The 17,779-nt window shown below is 71.6% G+C and carries 23 protein-coding genes; 22 read left to right on the top strand and 1 reads right to left on the bottom strand.

Going from position 1 to position 17,779, the window contains the following annotated elements:
- Positions 1–219 precede the first annotated feature (219 nt).
- On the bottom strand, positions 220–567 hold the full coding sequence (locus IE251_RS36965) for a GntR family transcriptional regulator (protein ID WP_189757318.1): 348 nt from the start codon (positions 565–567) through the stop codon (positions 220–222).
- A gap of 358 nt (positions 568–925) precedes the next feature.
- Here IE251_RS36965 and IE251_RS36960 point away from each other — a divergent pair, with 358 nt between their 5' ends.
- The 22 genes from IE251_RS36960 to IE251_RS36855 all read left to right on the top strand — a co-directional run bounded on the left by IE251_RS36960 (position 926) and on the right by IE251_RS36855 (position 17,711).
- Positions 926–1,633, top strand: a complete 708-nt coding sequence (locus IE251_RS36960) for a hypothetical protein (RefSeq protein ID WP_189757317.1) — start codon at positions 926–928, stop codon at positions 1,631–1,633.
- Between the two features lie 187 nt (positions 1,634–1,820).
- Entirely contained in the window at positions 1,821–2,117 is a 297-nt protein-coding gene (locus IE251_RS36955) for a hypothetical protein (RefSeq protein ID WP_229897094.1), read from the top strand.
- A gap of 198 nt (positions 2,118–2,315) precedes the next feature.
- Positions 2,316–2,615: a hypothetical protein gene (locus tag IE251_RS36950; protein ID WP_189757316.1), complete on the top strand. Its 300-nt coding sequence runs from the start codon at positions 2,316–2,318 to the stop codon at positions 2,613–2,615.
- A 309-nt stretch (positions 2,616–2,924) separates the two neighbouring features.
- Positions 2,925–3,443 carry a DUF6197 family protein gene (locus IE251_RS36945; RefSeq protein WP_189757315.1) on the top strand — a complete coding sequence of 173 codons (519 nt, stop codon included), beginning with the start codon at positions 2,925–2,927 and terminating at the stop codon, positions 3,441–3,443.
- 198 nt (positions 3,444–3,641) lie between these two features.
- Positions 3,642–3,833 (top strand): DUF5999 family protein, encoded by a 192-nt coding sequence (locus tag IE251_RS36940; RefSeq protein WP_307784810.1) that lies wholly within the window; start codon positions 3,642–3,644, stop codon positions 3,831–3,833.
- A 109-nt stretch (positions 3,834–3,942) separates the two neighbouring features.
- Positions 3,943–4,137, top strand: coding sequence for a hypothetical protein (locus IE251_RS36935; RefSeq protein WP_189757313.1), 195 nt, complete (start codon positions 3,943–3,945; stop codon positions 4,135–4,137).
- A gap of 130 nt (positions 4,138–4,267) precedes the next feature.
- On the top strand, positions 4,268–4,654 hold the full coding sequence (locus IE251_RS36930) for a hypothetical protein (RefSeq protein ID WP_189757312.1): 387 nt from the start codon (positions 4,268–4,270) through the stop codon (positions 4,652–4,654).
- A 91-nt stretch (positions 4,655–4,745) separates the two neighbouring features.
- Entirely contained in the window at positions 4,746–6,785 is a 2,040-nt protein-coding gene (locus IE251_RS36925; protein ID WP_189757311.1) for a coiled-coil domain-containing protein, read from the top strand.
- Between the two features lie 99 nt (positions 6,786–6,884).
- Complete coding sequence (locus tag IE251_RS36920; protein WP_189757310.1) at positions 6,885–7,049, top strand: hypothetical protein; 165 nt, start codon at positions 6,885–6,887, stop codon at positions 7,047–7,049.
- 115 nt (positions 7,050–7,164) lie between these two features.
- Positions 7,165–7,641, top strand: coding sequence for a hypothetical protein (locus IE251_RS36915; RefSeq protein WP_189757309.1), 477 nt, complete (start codon positions 7,165–7,167; stop codon positions 7,639–7,641).
- Entirely contained in the window at positions 7,638–7,946 is a 309-nt protein-coding gene (locus IE251_RS36910) for a hypothetical protein (protein WP_189757308.1), read from the top strand. Before IE251_RS36915 ends, IE251_RS36910 begins: the two co-directional genes overlap by 4 nt.
- 128 nt (positions 7,947–8,074) lie before the next feature.
- Positions 8,075–10,306, top strand: a complete 2,232-nt coding sequence (locus tag IE251_RS36905; protein ID WP_229897093.1) for an ATP/GTP-binding protein — start codon at positions 8,075–8,077, stop codon at positions 10,304–10,306.
- Positions 10,307–10,327: 21 nt separating this feature from the next.
- Complete coding sequence (locus IE251_RS36900) at positions 10,328–10,747, top strand: conjugal transfer protein TraB (protein ID WP_189757307.1); 420 nt, start codon at positions 10,328–10,330, stop codon at positions 10,745–10,747.
- Between the two features lie 85 nt (positions 10,748–10,832).
- Entirely contained in the window at positions 10,833–12,980 is a 2,148-nt protein-coding gene (locus tag IE251_RS36895) for a chromosome segregation protein ParM (protein ID WP_189757306.1), read from the top strand.
- An 89-nt stretch (positions 12,981–13,069) separates the two neighbouring features.
- On the top strand, positions 13,070–13,258 hold the full coding sequence (locus tag IE251_RS36890; protein ID WP_189757305.1) for a hypothetical protein: 189 nt from the start codon (positions 13,070–13,072) through the stop codon (positions 13,256–13,258).
- A 69-nt stretch (positions 13,259–13,327) separates the two neighbouring features.
- Positions 13,328–13,864, top strand: a complete 537-nt coding sequence (locus tag IE251_RS36885) for a DUF6197 family protein (protein WP_189757304.1) — start codon at positions 13,328–13,330, stop codon at positions 13,862–13,864.
- A 186-nt stretch (positions 13,865–14,050) separates the two neighbouring features.
- Complete coding sequence (locus IE251_RS36880) at positions 14,051–14,809, top strand: hypothetical protein (protein WP_189757303.1); 759 nt, start codon at positions 14,051–14,053, stop codon at positions 14,807–14,809.
- Between the two features lie 106 nt (positions 14,810–14,915).
- Positions 14,916–15,683, top strand: coding sequence for a hypothetical protein (locus tag IE251_RS36875; protein ID WP_189757302.1), 768 nt, complete (start codon positions 14,916–14,918; stop codon positions 15,681–15,683).
- Positions 15,684–15,955: 272 nt separating this feature from the next.
- Positions 15,956–16,378: an RRQRL motif-containing zinc-binding protein gene (locus tag IE251_RS36870; protein ID WP_189757301.1), complete on the top strand. Its 423-nt coding sequence runs from the start codon at positions 15,956–15,958 to the stop codon at positions 16,376–16,378.
- A gap of 19 nt (positions 16,379–16,397) precedes the next feature.
- Positions 16,398–16,646 carry a hypothetical protein gene (locus IE251_RS36865; RefSeq protein ID WP_189757300.1) on the top strand — a complete coding sequence of 83 codons (249 nt, stop codon included), beginning with the start codon at positions 16,398–16,400 and terminating at the stop codon, positions 16,644–16,646.
- On the top strand, positions 16,643–16,945 hold the full coding sequence (locus tag IE251_RS36860; protein ID WP_373302098.1) for a hypothetical protein: 303 nt from the start codon (positions 16,643–16,645) through the stop codon (positions 16,943–16,945). Before IE251_RS36865 ends, IE251_RS36860 begins: the two co-directional genes overlap by 4 nt.
- A 160-nt stretch (positions 16,946–17,105) precedes the next feature.
- Positions 17,106–17,711: a hypothetical protein gene (locus IE251_RS36855; protein ID WP_229897092.1), complete on the top strand. Its 606-nt coding sequence runs from the start codon at positions 17,106–17,108 to the stop codon at positions 17,709–17,711.
- The last annotated feature ends 68 nt before the right edge of the window (positions 17,712–17,779 follow it).

The raw sequence follows: 17,779 nt of genomic DNA, 5'->3' as shown, positions 1-17,779 counted from the left end.
TGCTCAACTGCGATCACTACACACCTCTATGACGGTCTGTTGCCAGGCGGAAAGAGCCCTGTTGCGACGCTATTGCGACACCCCTTCCACGCCGGGACATCTCGCCGAGACGCCCGCAACCCCGAAGCTGATCTCCGTCGAAGTGAATGTCGATGACGAACGGGAGGCGCCGTGGTTGCCACTACAGGAGAACGAGGCAGCACTGCGTCATGGTCGGGCTCAGGGCTGTGCCGACCCGCTGCTCTGGTTCTGCTCGACACGTTCGAGTCGCGCAGTCAGATTGGCGACCTGCTCCTCGAGGCGTCTGATGGCCTGCGTGGTCGGGTCGGCAAGTGCCTCCAGGGCGTTTTCGCGAATGAAGCTCCCGCGGCCTGTGTGGGAGTAGATGACCCCGTCCCGTCGAAGCTCGGCGAAGGCGCGCTGCACCGTGCCGGGCGCGACGGCGTACTTGCTCGCCAACTCCCTGGTGCTCGGCAGTTTGTCGCTGGGCTTGAGTTGCCCGAGCCGAACCTGTTCGCGCACATCCTGCGCGATGCGCTCAAAGGGCTGCATGGCCTCGTCCGTCATGGGCCACATCGTAGTGCCACCTCGCTCGAATAGATAGCCTGCCCAACCTGGTTGACACGGCACGAGTGTACTGATTAGGTTATCCACGTCGACATGGTTGGTCGTCTATCAGGTGCCAACAGCGGAGACGCAAGACCGCACCACCGCAAAACAGCGGGAATCTCCGCCCCTCAACTCCATACGTCTGGCTGTCCGCCGCTTGCAGGCGCGGCCGGGGTGACGAGTACGACGCGGTCCCCCGAGAGCAGCAGCCAGTTGCGCCACCCGCAGCCGTTGCGCTGCCCGCCTGCCGCAGCCCGCCCGCCTCCATGGGGGTGAACTGCGGCGGTCGGAGAACGCAACAGCAAGGGAGACGAACATGCGTCACAACGGACGTGCCCCGCTCAAGGCCAGCCAGATGCGGCCCGAGCACCTCAACCTCCGCGAGAACGAGCCGACCCTGGTGGTCTGCCCGGATTGCGACACCTGGCACCGCCTCAAAAGGTCGATGATCCTGCCCCACCGCAGTGGCGCCCCCGTCGAGAAGACCGAGCGCCGCTACTTCGGCGACAAGCCGGCCGGTGGCCGCCGCTGCCCCGGAAGTGCCCAGCGCGTCGTCATCGACATCACCGTCGAGGAGTGGGGTCGGCGCCTCCTCGAGGCGGACAGCACGGCGACCGGACGTCGCTCCGCCCGCCAGCACTCCAAGCCGCTCCCGGCCCCCGCCGCGCCGGTGCACCGCCTGGCCTCCATCCCCGGGCCCAGCGCGCGTCTGCTGGCGGCGCGTTCTCGGGCCCGCACCGCTGTCAACGAGCACCGCAGCGAGTGCGCGGTGTGCCGGACCGGGCGGACCCGCTGCCCCGTCGGTCGCGAGCTGGAGATCCGCATGGGGCACACCGACGCCTCCGTGCGACTGGCATACGAACAGCACGAGATGGCGCTCCGGGCCGCGGCCACGCCGGCCATCCCGCGTGCCCAGCAGTGGCGCCGGCTGGACCGTGCCACGCACCGGGTCGACGGGCGACGCGAGCAGCAGCTCGTTGGCGACGCCCCGCAGGAGAGTCGGCCTGTCCCGCTGGGCGACTGACCGAGTTCCCTCTCTGTTCCGCAGCCTGCGCTGCCCATCGTCGACCGCGCTCCGGGACGGGGTTCGGTAGCCGGTGGAGTGCGCAGGACGCACTGCCCCGCCGAGGGGCCCGCACGCGATGAACCCCCAGGGCTGCTCTCCCTGGGGGTTCCTATTCGCGGTCATCCCATGAGAGAGGACAGACCACGTGCACAGCATCGCATCCCGCCAGACCCGCCCGAGTGTCCAGGACGAGATCGGCCCCCGCCAGCCCGGCGCCATCTACCAGACCGTGGGCGGCCGGTTCGAGGTCCTCGCGCTCGTCACCGACCCGGTCGACGCCGCGCAGCTGCTGCGACGGGCGGCGGCCCGGTGGGCGGTCATCGTCCGCGACACCCTCCGCCCGGACTCGCAGCCGGTCGCGGTCGGCACGGTGTGGACGGACAGCGACTACCTGATCCGCCCCGCGAAGCGGTCGTACGTCTCGTACACCGCGGCTGCCTGACGGCCCGCCACGGTCCGTCTCCCGCCCACCAGAGCAGAACAGGGCGGGAGACGGGTCGTGGCTGGCCGCTCGGCCAGTCGAAGGTGGACGGCCCCAGGAGGTCGGAGCTCCAGGGCCGTCCGTGATCAAGAAAGCGAGCCTTCCTTGAACACCACGATGATCACACGCGGCGAGGCGCAGGCGCCACAGGGAGACGACATGTTCGCCCGGGTCCTGACCGCCATCAACGGCCACCGCACCGACCGCACCCGTCCGGTTCGCCGCATGCCCAGCGTCGAGCCCGAGGCGGCGCTCGGCGCGCACCTCCTGGCCGTCGTCCGCGCCCAGGACGCCTCGATCCCGGCCAGCCGACGCGTCCCGCGCACGGTCGCCGAGATGCGGGCCCGGCTCAACGGGCTGTACGAGGAGGAGCAGGACGCCTGCGGTCTGTGCGGGTCCTGGCAGTGCCGCGGCAACTGCCAGACCAACACGCAGACGGCCGGGACGGCGGTGGCCTGATGCGCAACCGTATCCCCACCCCCGCCCTGGACGACGAGGGTCACGAAGAACTGTCGCGCAAGGTCCGCGAGGTCAACGACCAGTCGGAGAAGCGACCCCGGTGACGCGACCGCTCATAGACGCGGCCCGGGCGGCGCAGCATCGCGCCGCCCGGGCCGCGCTCGCGGTCGGTCCCAGACATCCCCTGGCACGCCTGCTGCTGGCGGCCGCCGCGCTGGCGGCCGCCACGGCGTGGGATGCCGGGCACCGCGTTACTGACCTCCACCCCACCCGACAGAAACAGCGGCAACGCTGAAGAGGAGAGTGACCGTGACCGGTTTCGCCCAGGACATCGTCCTGCGTCGCCAGGCCCAGGAGCGCGGCGAGCTCGCCCAAGACGTGGAGACCTACCTGACCGGCGTGTCCGCGCCGGTGCTCAGCGAGCAGGCGGTGACCGCGTGGATCGAGCAGGCCCGGCGGCTCGCACCGGGCATCGACTGGATGGCCTGGGGCGGCAGCGGGATGCCGCTGACCGGGCGGGCGCTGGCCGCGCACGCCGAGAGCGCCGCGCAGATCCTGCGGACCGCCGGCTGGAACCCCGACATCACCGCCGGACGCTCCCTACGGGACGCACTCATCTACGCCGAGCGCATCGACACCGACGGCCTGCTCAGCATCGACACCCGTCTGACCGTCGCTGAGATCATCGCGCTCCTGGTCCGCGCTGCCACCGGCGCCCCGTACGCCTACTACGAGAGCTGGGACGCCCACCCCGGCCGCACCGTCGACCAGGTCCTGAACGTCCTCACCGCGGCGGCAGCTTTCGCCCGCCGCTACGGCCCCGCCTGACCGCCCGCCCCCAGGGACGGCAGTCCACTTCCCCTCCCGCACCCTGCCGCTCCACCGGGTCGGCCGCCCGCACCACGGGCGACCGGCCTTTCGCACGCCTTCAGCCCGGGAGAGTCTCGGGCTTCCCCCGTAGGAGAGCCCATGCGTAGCAAAACCCCGCTCGACACCGCGACGACCGACGCCACGCTGCCGGACTCCTTGTGTACGCACACCCCGAAGTGCCCGACGGCCGACAGCCCGGACCGGGAGGCCGCGTACGTCGTGACCGCCCACCCGGAACAGGGCTGGAGCCTGCTCTGCAACGGCCTGGTGCTCTTCGAGGACACCGGCGAGCTGCTCCCCGACGGCCGGGTCATCGACCCGCACCGTCCCGTCGCCGCGCTGGCCTGACGGCTGCCTGATCCGCCCGCACCGACCGCCGACCCCACGGCGGCCGGGCCGGGCGGTGACGGGAGCCGGACAGTCCGGACCACACCCGAGAGCAAAAGGGGCCCACCTCATGCGCAACCTCGACGAATTCGCCGCCGCCCTTTCGCAGGTCACCGCCCAGGCGACCCGCGCCGCCACCACCAGCAGCCGGACCCGCAGGGTGATCGACGCCGCTGCCTCCGGCGGTGAGGACGCGGTCCGCCGCGCCGTGGCCGGCATGTCCACCGCCGACCTGAAGCGACTCAAGCGCCAGCTGGAGCGCTGACGGCCTGACGGCTGCCTGATCCGCCCGCACCGACCACCCGCCTCCCGGGCGGCAGGGTCGGGCGGTGACGGGGAGCCGGACAGCCCGGACCCGCCGGCCCCAGACCGGTGTATGCGAGTGAGGAGCGCACATGACCCAGTCGCAGGCCACCCGCCCGAAGGTCACCTACATCAAGGGCGACATCGTCCTGTTCCGCGACGTCGAACGGTTCTGGCTCGGGCTTCCCGGCCACACCTTCGTCGCCCGGGTGGAACGGTCCTGGATCCACGCCGTCACCGGCAAGGTCCTCTACGACCTGACCGAGTTGAGCGGCAACCGTGCCCTCGCCGGAGTCGACCCCGACTACATGCGGCTGCTCCCGGCCACGGACGCGATGCACGACATCGACACCGCGCCGCTGAGCGAGCCGGACACCGGGGCGATGACCCCGGCCGCCGTCGCCTGGCTGCGCCAGCATCTCGGACAGGACAGCGGCACGCTGCCCGCCCGTCTCGAGCTGTCGTCCCGGCGCGACTGACCCGCACAGCCCCCGCATCCGGCCCCGGCCGCCGCCTCATCCTCTGGGACGGCGGCCGAGGCCGGCGTACAGCAGAAAGGACCCCCCGTCCGTGAGTACCCGACGACAGTCGCGCAAGGCTGCCGCCAAGACAACGACGACCAGGGCCAAGACCACCGTGGTCTCCACGGCGACGACGGGCGGCGCGAGCGCGGCCGCCGGCACCGCGGTGGCGGCCACCGAGCCCGCCCCCGCCCGCACCGCGACGGTGACGGAAGCCGACCCCGAAGCGATCGTGACCGCCGCCCGCGCGGAGGCCGACCAGCTCTTGGCCGCCGCCCGCACCGAGGCCGAGGCACTGCTGGAGCAGGCCCGTCGGCAGACCGCCGACGCCGACAGCACCGTGCACAAGGCGCAGGTGGAAGCGGACAGCATCCTCGCCGTCGCCAAGGACCAGGCCGAGCGGATCCGCAAGCTCACCGAGGAACAGATCGCGGCGGCCGAGGAGACCGTGCAGCGCGCCCGCACGATCGCCGACGGTGACCTGGCGGCGGCCGAGCAGACCCTCGCCCGCCGCCGCCAGACGGCGCAGAAGCTCCAGGCCGAGGCCGAAGCGGAGGCCACCCGGATCGTGGAGGCCGCCCGCGTGCGCGCCGAGCAGATCCGCACCGAGGCCGAACAGAACAAGGACCGCGTCCAGGCCGAGGTCGACGCCACCGCCGAGCACGCCGAGCACCTGGTGAAGGAGGCTAAGCAGCGGGCCGCCGACCTGGTGGCCGCCGCCGAGGACGACGCTCGTGCCCGCCGTGAGGCCGCGGCCGAGATGCGTCAGCAGGCGGAGAAGGACGCCGAGCAGCTGCGCACTCAGGCCCGTGAGGAGATGGTGAGGGCTGAAGAGGATGCGGCGAGGATCCTGGACCAGGCCCGCGGCCAGGCCGACGAGGTGCTGCGCGAGGCGGAGCAGGACGCCGATGACACGCGGGGCGAGGCGCGGCAGGTCCTCGAAGAGGCGCAGGCCCGTGCGGAAGAGGACGTCCTGAGGGTCCGTTCGATCGCGGAGGCCAAGGCCGCCGGCGCCATCTCCAGCGCGGAGGCCGCCGCCGCCGAGCGGATCACGGCGGCCGAGAAGGAGGCGGGCCGCCTGGTCGCCGACGCCAAGCGGGAAGCCGAGCAGGCCCTCTCCCGTGCCCGTGCCGAGCAGGAGTCGGTATGGGTGGAGCTGGAGGCCACCCGCGAGGAGGTCGCCCGGGCCCAGGCGCTCATCGCCCGGCAGGAGAAGACGAAGAACGTGGTCAACACGTGGGGACCCAGGATCGCCCTGGGGGCCACCATTGTCCTCACCGCCTCCGGCGAGTTCGCCCTGGCCAAGCTGAGCGGCTGGCCTTGGCAGGTGGCCTGGGCGCTGCCACTGGCGATCGACGTCTACGTCGTGCAGGCGTTCCGCCGGCACCGCGACGTCGCGGGCGCGCTGGTCCTCATGGTCGCCGCGAACGCGATCTACCACCTCGCGGCCGCCGGACTGGTCGGGGTCGACAAGAAGGGGCACCCGCTGTGGTGGCTCATCGTCGGCGTCGCCGCCATCGCTCCGTGGGTGATGTGGCGCATCCATCAGATCACCAAGGAGCCCAGCGAGACGGACTCCGGTGAGACCGGCACCGCGGGCGGCGCCGGGCCGGATGAGACCACGCGCACCGCGCCCGCCGGTGAGACCGAGCACACCCGGGCCGCCGATCTCACCGGCTTCGGTGAGACGGTTCCCCACCCTCGCACCGCCCCAGCACTCGTTGCTGAGACGGGCGAGAGTGAGACGCGCCGGGAGCTTGAGACCGGTTCCACTGAGACGAGCGACCCGGTGAGTACGACTGAGACGACGTCTCACACGAGTGAGACGCGCACGTCAGAGCGTGAGACAGCCTCTGCGGGCGGCGGCGCGACTCCGGTCCCGCTGCGCTCGGCTGAGACCGGCCGCCCTGCGCTCGCCCGGGACGCTGAGATCGAGGGGCAGATCACCTCACTGCTCAGTCTCATGTACCGGCGCCAGGGTGCGGACACCGTCTCAGTCGACGAAGCCAAGGACATCCTCGGCGTCTCACGCGCTACCGCCGGCCGCCGCCTTGAGATCGCACGGGCCCGCTTCCGCAAGGTCTCGTGAGATCACGGTGCCCCAAACAGCCACCGTGAAGCGCCCCGCCCTGGAGGCGCAGCACCGCCCCGCCCCGCTCATCCGCGGGCATCCAATGAGGAGTTCTCCATGCCCGTCTGGCTGTACGTGGTCAGCGCCCTGACCGTGTCCTTCACCGTCCTGGCGATCCCCGCGACGCTCGCCTACCTCGGCCACGGGTGGACCGGCCCGGACCACGGGCCGGCCTGCTGGCGATGCCACCCGTCCCAGCTGCTGCGCAAGTGGCGCTTCTGATCAGCCGTCCGGCACACACCAGTGAGGGCCAGCCCGAGGCAAGCGGGCTGGCCCTCGCTGCGACTGCCGGAAGCAGTCCCAGCTCCACCCAGTACACCAGGAGGGAATCCCCGCCGTGAACAGCACCGACCCCACCCACTCCCCCCTGCGCGACGTCGCGCAGAACCCGGAGGCAACCGCCCGGTACCTGGCCGACGTTCAGCGGGTCCTGCTGGACATCGGCAAGAACCTGGAGACCCTCGCGATCGAGACCCAGGTCCACCTGCGCGACACCCACGTGGAGGGCGACCGCTGGTACCACGCCAGGCTGCGCGCGCTGCCCGTCGAAAGGGCCCTCGGAAACGTCCTGAAAAACCTGAAGAACCTCACCGAGGGCCTGGAAAAGAGCGCCTATAAGCGCCGAGCCCACGACGAAGCCGTTGTGAATACGGTGAGGGAAAGGAAAGAAAAGGAGCTGGAAAAGCAGCGGAAGAAGAACCCGCCGCAGCTCCAGGCTGCGCCCGACCCGCAGCAGCAGGGTGCGCACAGCCGGAATCTCGGCTATGGTGAACCCGCGTCGATTTACGACCTGGGTAACAGGGAGTCGGCGTGACGCGCCCCCTCACCAGGATCGAACGCTCCGTTCAAGGGCGGAACGACTGGCTGAAGCAGGAGGAGCGCAAGGCGATCGAAAGCCGAGGCGAGATCGGCCGGATGGAATTCTGGCTCCGCGTTACTCGGTCCCGTATCAGCAAGGACGTCAAAGCCGGACGCAATGACGTCCTTGGCGGATTCACCAGCGTGTGCCGCCTGTTCATGCTCGCGGTCGACAAGCGGGCAGCAGGCGACGCGAGGCTGTGGAACCACCTCATGCAGTACGCGCAGCAGGTGCTGGAGCAGCACGGCCCGCGTCACTGAAGGTCATCAACGAAGGCCCCGCCGGGCTCCGGCGGGGCCTCGCGCGCGTAAAGCGTGCACACGTGCACGTGCACGCGCGTGCACACGAGACCCCACTGTCTGTCAAGTCCCCTGGAGGGAGGTGCACCGTGTCCGACGAGTCCGACGAGTCCGGCAGCGGGACCCTGGTCCGCGGCCCCTGGAGGGGTGATTCCACCTACGCGCCGCCGCCGGTCCCGGATTTCTCCGACACCATTCCGTCTCCGGAAGACATTCCGGAGGCTCCTCCGGAGTCCCCGGAGGAGACCACGATGCAGTTGCCGCCGATTCCGGCCGCCCCGGATCCGGCAATGGCGCTGCGTTCGGAAGGAATTACGGCAGCGGAAACCGGTGAAGATGACGGTGAATGCGAGGAGGGTGAATATGTTCAGCCTCGGTCTCTCGCCGACCGTCTCGGTGACTGGCTGGAATTCCGGCTGGAAAGGGCGCGGGCGCGGCATGAAGGCGAAGCGCCTTTCCGTGAGGCGGAAATAGCGCGGAAGGTCGCACTGCTGGAGGGTCGCACCGCGCAGGAAGTCGCGATGATGGAGCGGAACGGAAAGCTCCATGCCGCGATGATGAAAGCGAAGGGCGATAAAGCGGCGGCGCGCGGGAAAGCGGACGCCGACCGCATGAAGTCGCCCGGCTCCGGCATGGGCGTCGACAAGGGCCGCTCGAAGGCCGGCGGCGGGGGCGGGGGCGGTTCACGGGGAGGCGGCCGCAGCTCCGGCGGCCCGGGCCGGGGCTCCGGTGGCGCCCGCGGCTCGGGGACGCAAGGGTCCGGTGGCTCCGGGGGAGGTAACTCGCCCAAGGGCACCGGGAAAAGCTCTGACCGCTCCGCTGGCGGCCGTGGAGGCGGCTCCAAAGGCAATGAGCCGTCCGGCGGCGCCAAAGGCCGTCAGAACGGCTCTGGAGGCTCCGGGTCAGGCAAGCCCGGTTCCGGCAAGGGCAGTTCGGGCGGCTCGGGCAGCTCCGGGGCAGGAAAGGGCGGCTCGAAGGGCGATGGTGGCTCGAAGGGCGGCGGCGCGTCGCAGCACTCGCCGACCAGCTCGCGGGCTGAACGGGCCCGCGGCCGCCAGGAGCGCGCTGGTGCCCGCCAGACGGCCCGGCAGCAGCGGCGCAGCGCCGACCAGGCCGCCAACCTCGCCGATCGCAGCAAGGATCGCGACCAGGCCCGCGCCAACCGGCAGACCGAATGGGAGGAACGGCGCCGGGCGAAAGCGGAGCGGAAGGCCGCGAAGAAGGCGAAGCGGGAGGCCGCCAAGGCTGCCGAGGACCGCACCACCCTGGGTGCGGCGGTGATGGAAGGCATCCAGGACCGCTGGGACAAGCGCCGCGCTGACAAGAAGGCCGCCGAGGACGGTACTGAGAAGGCCGACCCGGCCAAGGACGAGGGCAGCAAGGACAAGGTCGACAAGGACAAGGCGGGCGGCGGCAAAGACGAGAAGGCCGCCGAGGACGGCCCTGAGGGCGCCTCGGGCGCCGGCGGGGACGGCGCGTCGGATGAGCCGGGCAAGAAGTCCAAGGCCGCCGGCGGGCCGTCTGGCGGCTCGAAGGAGCGGCGCCGGAAGCGGCGTCGGCGCACCGGAACCGGCCGCACCGGGCGGCGCGGACGCACCCGCCGCACCGGCCGGAAAGAGCGCGGTGGCACGGGCGATGCCGGGCGGCACGGCCGTACGGCGGACAGCCCGTTCGGGGCGGAGGACACCACCCCGAGGTACGTGTGGCCCGAGCATCCCACCCGTCCGCCCGAGCGCCCCGTCGGCAACGACGAGGACGACATCGTCGACGCGGACATTGTCCCCGATGCGCCCGCGGCCGTGACCACCGGCGTGAAGGGCCTGCCGCCCGTGCCGGAGAAGCACACACAGCGGCCCGGCACCAGTCGGCCCGCCAGGACAGAAGGGAGCAGCGTGAGCAGTTCGCACGTCAGCAGGCGTACTGGGCATCAGGGGCTGGCGGCCCAGCACCGGACGGACATCACGTTCGGCGAGTACCTGGTGGAGATGGCGAACATCGCCATCAGGGCCGCCTCCGACCAGGAGCGTGCCGAAGCCCTCATGGAGGCCTTGGGCAGGGTCGCTGACGCGTTGCGGGAGATGTCCGCCGATCTGGCCGGCGACCACAACGTCACCACCGAGGTCACCGACCTGATCGCCGACCTGGCCGATTCCGCGGGCCGTATGAAGGCGCAGGCCAAGCGGTGTGCCGAGCAGTGCGGCCTCGCCAGGGAAGCCGCCGGTGTGGCGGCCAGGGAGGTCGCCCGCGTCTACGGCCAGGACATGGCCGCCAAGGAAGACGCCGGCCTCAAGCACGCCTCGGCCGCCGCCCACCACGACTAGAACCCGAGAGGACAACATCTGATGAGCGGTTCCCTCACGCCCCGCGGCAGCAGCGCGGCGCCCGTCGTGGCCGACGACGACAACCGGTACAAGGCGGTGCAGGCCAAGCTGGACAAGCTCGGCAAGGCCATGGACGACGCCACGGTCGAACTGCAGGGGCTGCGCCGCAGCATGCAGAACAACGCCGACCACACCGACGGGGTGTCCACCGACATCACCAACGCCGAACTGGACCCGAAGTTCGTCACCCTGACCGACCTCGTGGCCACCGCCCTGGCCGGCGCCGCGCGGGAAGTACACAAGCTGGCCCAGTCCGCGCAGGAGACGGTCGACCTCACCTACAAGACCCGGCGCGCCCACGCCCGGCTCTACAGCGCGCTGGACGAGGTGCGCTCCAACCGGCGTGAGAAGACCCCCAAGCCCGGGTTCTTCAACCGCTGACCCCCACTCCCCCACCCCACCCCCGCTCCGGGCGGTCCCGCACATCTCGCGGGGCCGCCCGACTCGTTGCTGAAGGAGTACACCGGTGACCACGCCGCGCAGTGCCGCGCTCGAACGCCTCGCTTACACCCTCGCCGCGCCCGTGCTGGCCGTGGCCCCGAACGTCTTCCCCGACAGCCCCGTCAACACCGTGGTGCAGTTGGCCGGCGCCGCCGGGATCGGCGGCTGGGTCCTGGCCGCCAAGAGCGACGAGCCCGGCGCCGGTCGCAAGATCCTGCGCTGGTCCCCGCTGGTCCTGGCCGCCGCCGTCGACGTCGCCGCGAAGAACACTCCCGGCTTCGGCCCCTACTGGCTCGACGGGCTGCTCGCCGCCGGATGGGCGGCGGCCGGATTCGTGGTCATGCCGTTCTCCCGGCACACCCGCCGGGGCCACCGGCCCGCCCTCGCCGCCCCCGCCCCGCAGCTGATGCCCGCCCGGGTCGCGCCGGAGCCGAGCGTGGCGCAGCCGGATGACGGCGCCGACCCGCTCACCCGCGAGGCCCGGATCCTGTGGGAGCGCGCCGGGATGCCCGCCCGCACCCACATCGTCAAGGCCACCCGGCACCCCGGCATGCGCCACGACCTCACGGTTCTGCTGCGTGCCTCGGAGACCGGCCGGCCCATCAGCGGCCTGACTCCGGAGGCCGTCGGAGCCGCGTTCGGCGTGGCCGCCGCCGACGTCACCCTCGCGGACGTCGCCATCCAGCCGGGCCGCCAGGGCGGACCCGGCTGGATGGAGGCCCTCGTCACCCCCGAGGCCAACGCGAGGCGGCGTACCCAGCCGACTGACGCCGAGCGCTGGGTGGACCGGGTGGCCGGCCCCAAGGGCGGCGCCCCTGGCTCCGAGCTGGTCCACAAGAGTCGCGACAACGAACGGGGGGTGACGTTTTACCGGGCGAAGATGACCGACTCCACCGAGTCCCCGCGCATCGACCTGCCCAAGGTCTGCCGCGGGCTGGGCCTGCCCGAGGACGACTCCTGCGTGTTCGTCCTCATCGACGGCAGCGAGTTCCTGATCAGCGCGTTCGACACGCCGCCGCTGTCACAGATCTTCCCCGCCACCCGCGAGCTGCTCACCCCGGACGCCAAGGGTATGTACGTGTGCGGGTTCACCATCACCGGCCAGCCGGTGAAGACCATGGTGTACCAGCACGACAAGAACGCCCCGGCCCACGGCCTCACCCTCGGCGTCAGCCGGTCGGGCAAAACCCAGTTCTTCGCGATCAACATGGCCGCCCAGTCCCTGGCCGGTCAGGTGGTGTGGCTGTCCACCGTCCGCAAGGACGAGAAGACCACCGTGCTCGGCAGGTACATCGACCGGCAGGGCTCGAACGCCCTGTGGATGGCCCGCTCCCTGCGGGCGGCGAAGGCCCTGTGCGAGATCAGGGCCGAGATGCCCTGGCCGCACGACGGCCAGCCACACGACTACAAGCCGGGCGACCCGCGTTGCCCCTACCGCCAGCTGAACGTCTACGCGGACGAGTTCATGACCGCCGCCCAGGACCCGGACTTCGGCGAGTTCATCCAGAAGGACGGCGACGACCTCACGGTCACCGGCCTGAAGTACGGCATCGGATTCAACCCGGCCGGCCAGAGCCCGTTCGCACACAACGGCTTCTCCACGGAGATGAAGGACAACCTGCGACAGAACTCCAGGCCCGTGATCTTCAACATGGGCTCACCGGCCGCCACCCGCAAGGCCGCGGAGGGCACCATGGAGAACCCGTACGACGTGCCGACCATCCCGGCCCGCTACTCCCGCACCGAAGGATCCGCGATCGAGCGGGCCATGCGCGGCGAGGCCGACCCCGAAAACGGCGTCTCCACCGGCGGCGTCGCCGTCATCGTCCTCGACAACGGCCGCGCCGTCCTCATGCGGTCGCTGTACGCCGACTTCGACACCGACCTCGCCGACTTGTTCCCCGAGGAGGTCTACCGGCTCACTGACCACGAGATCAGCGAGCTGGAAAAGCGCGGCCTGTGGTTCGACTGGAACGAGCCCGTAAGGCCCGGCGAGTTCTGGCCCGAGCCCGACGAAGGCGACGAGGACGAGGGCCGCTCCCACCGGCGCGGTGGCGGAGGCGGCGGCAACGGCGGAGGCGGGCGCGGCTCCAAGAACGGCAACCGCCGCTTCGAGCAGGCCGCCTCCCCCCGCCAGGCACTGGAGGCCATCAAAAACCTCTCCGGCGTCTGACCCGACCCACCGCCCCTCGCCCAGCTCCCTCGCAGGGCCCGGCCGCACCCGGCCGGGCCCTGCCCGCACCTACAAAGGACACACCGCCCGTGGCCGTATCGATCTCCGCCGTCGTCCTGCTCGGCATCATCGTCGTCGTCCTCATCCGAGGCGGCTCCGTACGCCTCGCACCCGCCCTGACCTGCGCAGGGTTCGGCTTCTTCCTCGCCTCCACCGGCGCCGCCCCCGTCATCACCAGCGCCATCAGCACCGTCACCGGCTGGATCGCCAGCCTCTGACCGCCCGGCCGCCGGCGTCGAAGGCCGTCATCCCCGCCCCCGCGCCCTTCGACGCCCAGGGAGCCCCCGATGCCTCAGACCCATCCCGCCATACAGACCGCGACCACCGCAGCTCCTGTCCCGCCGGAGCTGTCCCTCGAGGAACGCCTCACCCTGATCGACGCGGCGATGACCGTGAAGCTGGACGAGGCGGCCGTCGCCTACGAGGTCAACACCGCGCACATCGACATCGAGCCCGTGAACCTGGCCGACGTCGTCACCGGCCCCGCCGACACCGGCCCGGCCCCGCTGCCCGAGCTGTACCCGACACCGGTCGCGGCCCTGCTGCAGCGTGCGCACCACCGGCTGCTTACCGGCGGCTGGTGCAAGGACGTCCTGGTCGACGAGGACGGCGCCCGCTGCATGCTCGGAGCCATCCGGGCCGAGGCCGGCGGCGACAACAGCCTGGAAGCCAGCGCCGTCGCCGTGCTCCTGGAGGCCGTCCGCCGCCAGTTCGGCGACGACGTCGACTCCGTGCCCTCCTTCAACGACGCGTTCGCCACCGGCCGCACCCCGCTGCGCATGGTCGACCAGGCCGCCCACCTCGCCGACGCCCGCGGCCTCTAACCCGCTGCTCCGGACCACCTGCCTCGCACCCGAACCCTCGCGGTCGGGTGCGGGCCAGGCCGTCCGGCCGCGCGGTCACGCGTAGGCGCACCAGCGCCCGTCCGCGTCTGCCGGTCGCTCCGCCGCTCGCCGCATGACCCGATCACCCGCTGCCTGAACCCCGCATCGACGCAAAGGAGTCGCCCCGTGCAGTCCAACAACAGCCGCCAGGACCGCCAGGAGCTCGTCTACCTCCCCGTGCCCTTCCCGAAAGCGCCGCCCCGCAAGGTGCGGTTCGCCGCGCTGCGTACCTGGTGGACGGCGGCCTGGGAAGAGGGCGGCGTCCTGCACGAGATGTGGGACGACGTCCTCAGCGCGCCCCGGAGCGGCCTTCGGCACATGGCGCCCTGGCTGCGCGCCGTCCTCATGGTCGCCGCGGTCTCCTTCGTCGTGCTGATGGCCAGGGCCGCCGGCGAAGTCGTCCTCCAGCAGCTGCACCAGTTGCTCACCGCCGTGCCCAGGGTGCAGGTCGGCGTCGACACCTCCAGCGGCGTGGCCGCCGTGGTCGACCAGCCGGTCCGCACCTACATCGCGCAGCACTCCGCCGGTCTCCCGGTCGCGGCCTCCACCGTCTACACGCTGTGGCTGCTCACCGGCATCACCGGCCTGGTCGTCGGCTTCTTCACCCGAAGCACTGGGGTCCGCGCGATGTGGACCGGGTGGGGCGCGGCCAGCGTGTTCATGGTCTGGACGGCAACCCCTCCGGCCAGCCGCCCCGTCGCGGCCGCCCTCGCCGTCCTCGCCTGGGCGTTCCTGTCCGCGTTCGCGCTACGCGGCCTGACCCTGCGCCGCCGCGTCGTCGTCGGACGCCCGGCCCAGGTCACCGTCCGGCCCGAGATCCACATTCCGGCCCCGGCCGCGCCCGCCGACGACCGCCCGCACAGCGGCTGCCCCTTCCGGGATTGACCTCCGGTCGCTCCGCCTGGCTCTCGCACACCCCGTCCCGGGTGCGCGAGAGCCGGGCAGGCCGACCGGCCATCAGCATCACCCCGACGACGATGAAGGAGGCCTCGTGGCCGCGAACACCCACTACGTCAGCGCCACCAACCCCACGCATGTCACGCACGCCGAGTGGTACCGGGTCTCGCTGACCGGGGTCCTGACCCCGCAGCACAAACACTTCCAGGAGATGCAGTCGATCTTCCCGCCCCAGCACCGCCGCCCGCAGGGGTACGGGCTGGCGTTCCTGGAGAGCGAGGAGCACTCCCGCCTGTACGTCGGCTCGATCGAGCAGATCGCCGCGTACAACAGCGACCCGTCGACGTGCCTTGACGTCTCGCAGGGGCAGACCTACGACCACTGGCCGCACACCGACGGATGGGACTCGTTCATCCCGGACACCACGTGGACCCCCGACGGGCGCGGCGTCGTGACCACCTTCGAGCACCCCGAGGGCGGCGACGTCCTGGTCTACGAGTTCCACGGGTCCTGGCTCCCCGGCAGGCCCACGCGGAAGTTGGTCACGTTCCACTGCACGCACTGCCACGCGGACACCTTCCACGACTCGGGCAAGGTCCTGGAGAACCACGGCCCGCAGGACCGCCGGTGGGCCGCGCGGCAGGCCCGGCAGCACATCAGCAGCGCCAAGCGGTACGGGGTCGGCGGCCCCAACAGCCAGTGCCGCCAGGCCGACCCGAGCATGATGCGCATCGTCACGCAGGTCGCGAACGAGGTGTACGGGAGGACCAGCCCGGCCCCGTCGTTCGAGTCGATGTGTGCCACCAGCGGGCCGTGCGCCACGATCCGCGAACTCAAGGCTCTCCAGGCGGCACGCACCTGACCGTCCCACCGGTATCACCCCATCCCGGCCGCTCCGCCTGACTCCCGGCCCAGGACTGGGACCCGGACAGAGCCGGGCCGACCGCTCCGCACGTGCCCGCCGGCGAACACCGCCAGCGGGCGCGGCGCTTGCTGCCCACCGACATTGACCGAGGAGGACCAGCTCGTGTTCATCCCCCGCCCGCGCCGCCGGATCGGCCGGCCCCGCCCGCAGCGCCCCGGACCCCGCTACCCGCTGCCTCAGCGCCGGTTGCCCGGTGCCTGGAGCAGGTGATGGCCGACCAGGACCAGGACCTGGCCGACGTCGCCCCGTACGACCCCGGCGACGGATCCTTACCGGTCTTCCGGTGGAAGCAGGCCGGCCCCGGGCTCGCGACCCGTCGCCAGCTGCGGAAGATGGGCCTGCGCCCCGGCGGCCAGGAACCCGTCGCCCGGATCGAATGCCGTGGCGGGAAGCGGTGGGCGTGGCTGTACCGGATCGACCTGGCGAAGCCGAAGTTCGCGATGACGCTCGCGAAGGAGGCCGCGCTCGACGCCGCGATGGCAGCCCGCCAGACATGCGGCATCTGCCGTCGGCGCTACTTCCACTGCCTCCCGCTGAAGACCTTGGGGTCCTGCCTGGAGTGCTTCGACGGCACGCCCGCCGACCCCGCCTCCTACATCGCTCCCCCGGCCAAGCACCTGCTGGCCGCCTGATCCGAGAGGACCACCGCCCATGAGCACCGCTGTCCGCGCCTCCGCCTTCACCGAGCCCGAGCGGCCCAAGAACCTCCAGATCCGGTTCGTCACGATCGGCGGATCGTTCGTCGACGTCATCGGCCGCGGTGAGCACTTCAAGAACCGTTGGAAGTGCCACGGCTGCAAGGCCGCCTCGCAGTTCCCGGAGGAGGAGGACTACCTGTTCAGCATCCGCGAGAAGGCCAACAGCCACGCCGCGGCCTGCCGCGCGATCCCGCTGACGTGACCACCCGCCACCGGCGCACCGCTCTGATGCTCGCCGCCGCCGTCCCGCTCGCCGCGGTGACGGCCGCCGCCGCGCTCAGGGCCAGTCACCTCAAGCTCTACGCTGACCGGCACCGCATCGAGCTGATGCCCCAGCCCCGCCGCTCCTGCCCCGACTGCCGAGGTGCGGGCGGCTGGTGGGTCGGCGACGCGAACCCGGAGATGGAGGCGTGCGGCTGCTGGTCCGACCGCCGCACGCTACGCATCCCGCTCCGGCCCGCCCGCCGCGTCGAGCCATGGCCGGACGAACCCCCGTTCTGACCCCACCCGGCCCGCGCGCTCGCTCTCCTCCTGGCCGCCGCTGTTCTCGCGGTCGCCGGATGAGCAGCCGGTTGTACGTGCTCGCCCTGGTCCTCATCGCCGTGGTCGCCACCGCCGCCTGGCGCACCCAGCGCACCACCACCGACAAGGAGTAGCCCCTGTGGCCTTCACCCTCTTCTCCCGCCGCCCCGCCCCCGCCCCCGCGCCCGCGCCCGTCATGCCGCCGGCCGTCGAGCCCGAGCCGTGGCCCGAGACCGGGGAGACCTGGACACCGGAAGGCGTCACCGTTGCCGAGCGGTACTACACCCAGGCGCACGCGGTCGTCCTCGTCTACACCGCCGACGACGGGAAGGCCGGCATCTACTACGCGGTCGCCTGCCTCGGCTGCCACTTCGCCTCCGCGCAGGACGGGACGCGCATCCACCCGACGCGCTACAGCCTCGCGGACGCCGCGAAGGTCGCCAACGAGCACGCCACGACCTGCCGTGCGCTGCCTCGCGACCTCCCCGACCGCCCGGACGACGCCACCGCGCGCGAGCAGCTGCACGCCTGGGTGCGCCGCACTCGTCGCATCAAGGACGACGTCCAGTTGTGGCTCTCCGACCTGGACCTGATCCGCCTCACCCTCCAGCGCACCACCGACTGGATCGTGAGCGTGCTCCAGCAGCTGGCCATCGACCAGCCGGAAGTTCTGCGTATCGAGCGCAGCCAGTACGCCGACCACACCTTCGTCTCCTACTACGCACGTCGCCTCCCGCAGGACTGACCGGCACTCTCCGTGCGCCCTCGGCCGCCGGCCCTTCTCGGCGGTCGGGGCCGCGTGGTGTCCGCCCG

It is taken from the genome of Streptomyces eurythermus (genome assembly GCF_014649115.1).
Taxonomy (GTDB): domain Bacteria; phylum Actinomycetota; class Actinomycetes; order Streptomycetales; family Streptomycetaceae; genus Streptomyces; species Streptomyces eurythermus.
This window is presented reverse-complemented; position numbering and strand designations above follow the sequence as displayed.

Bases quoted from the DNA above. Each gene is read 5' to 3' on its own strand.
- IE251_RS36965 (WP_189757318.1), bottom strand. From the start codon at position 567: ATGACGGACGAGGCCATGCAGCCCTTTGAGCGCATCGCGCAGGATGTG.
- IE251_RS36960 (WP_189757317.1), top strand. From the start codon at position 926: ATGCGTCACAACGGACGTGCCCCGCTCAAGGCCAGCCAGATGCGGCCC.
- IE251_RS36950 (WP_189757316.1), top strand. From the start codon at position 2,316: ATGTTCGCCCGGGTCCTGACCGCCATCAACGGCCACCGCACCGACCGC.
- IE251_RS36935 (WP_189757313.1), top strand. From the start codon at position 3,943: ATGCGCAACCTCGACGAATTCGCCGCCGCCCTTTCGCAGGTCACCGCC.
- IE251_RS36930 (WP_189757312.1), top strand. From the start codon at position 4,268: ATGACCCAGTCGCAGGCCACCCGCCCGAAGGTCACCTACATCAAGGGC.
- IE251_RS36920 (WP_189757310.1), top strand. From the start codon at position 6,885: ATGCCCGTCTGGCTGTACGTGGTCAGCGCCCTGACCGTGTCCTTCACC.
- IE251_RS36900 (WP_189757307.1), top strand. From the start codon at position 10,328: ATGAGCGGTTCCCTCACGCCCCGCGGCAGCAGCGCGGCGCCCGTCGTG.
- IE251_RS36885 (WP_189757304.1), top strand. From the start codon at position 13,328: ATGCCTCAGACCCATCCCGCCATACAGACCGCGACCACCGCAGCTCCT.
- IE251_RS36870 (WP_189757301.1), top strand. From the start codon at position 15,956: ATGGCCGACCAGGACCAGGACCTGGCCGACGTCGCCCCGTACGACCCC.
- IE251_RS36865 (WP_189757300.1), top strand. From the start codon at position 16,398: ATGAGCACCGCTGTCCGCGCCTCCGCCTTCACCGAGCCCGAGCGGCCC.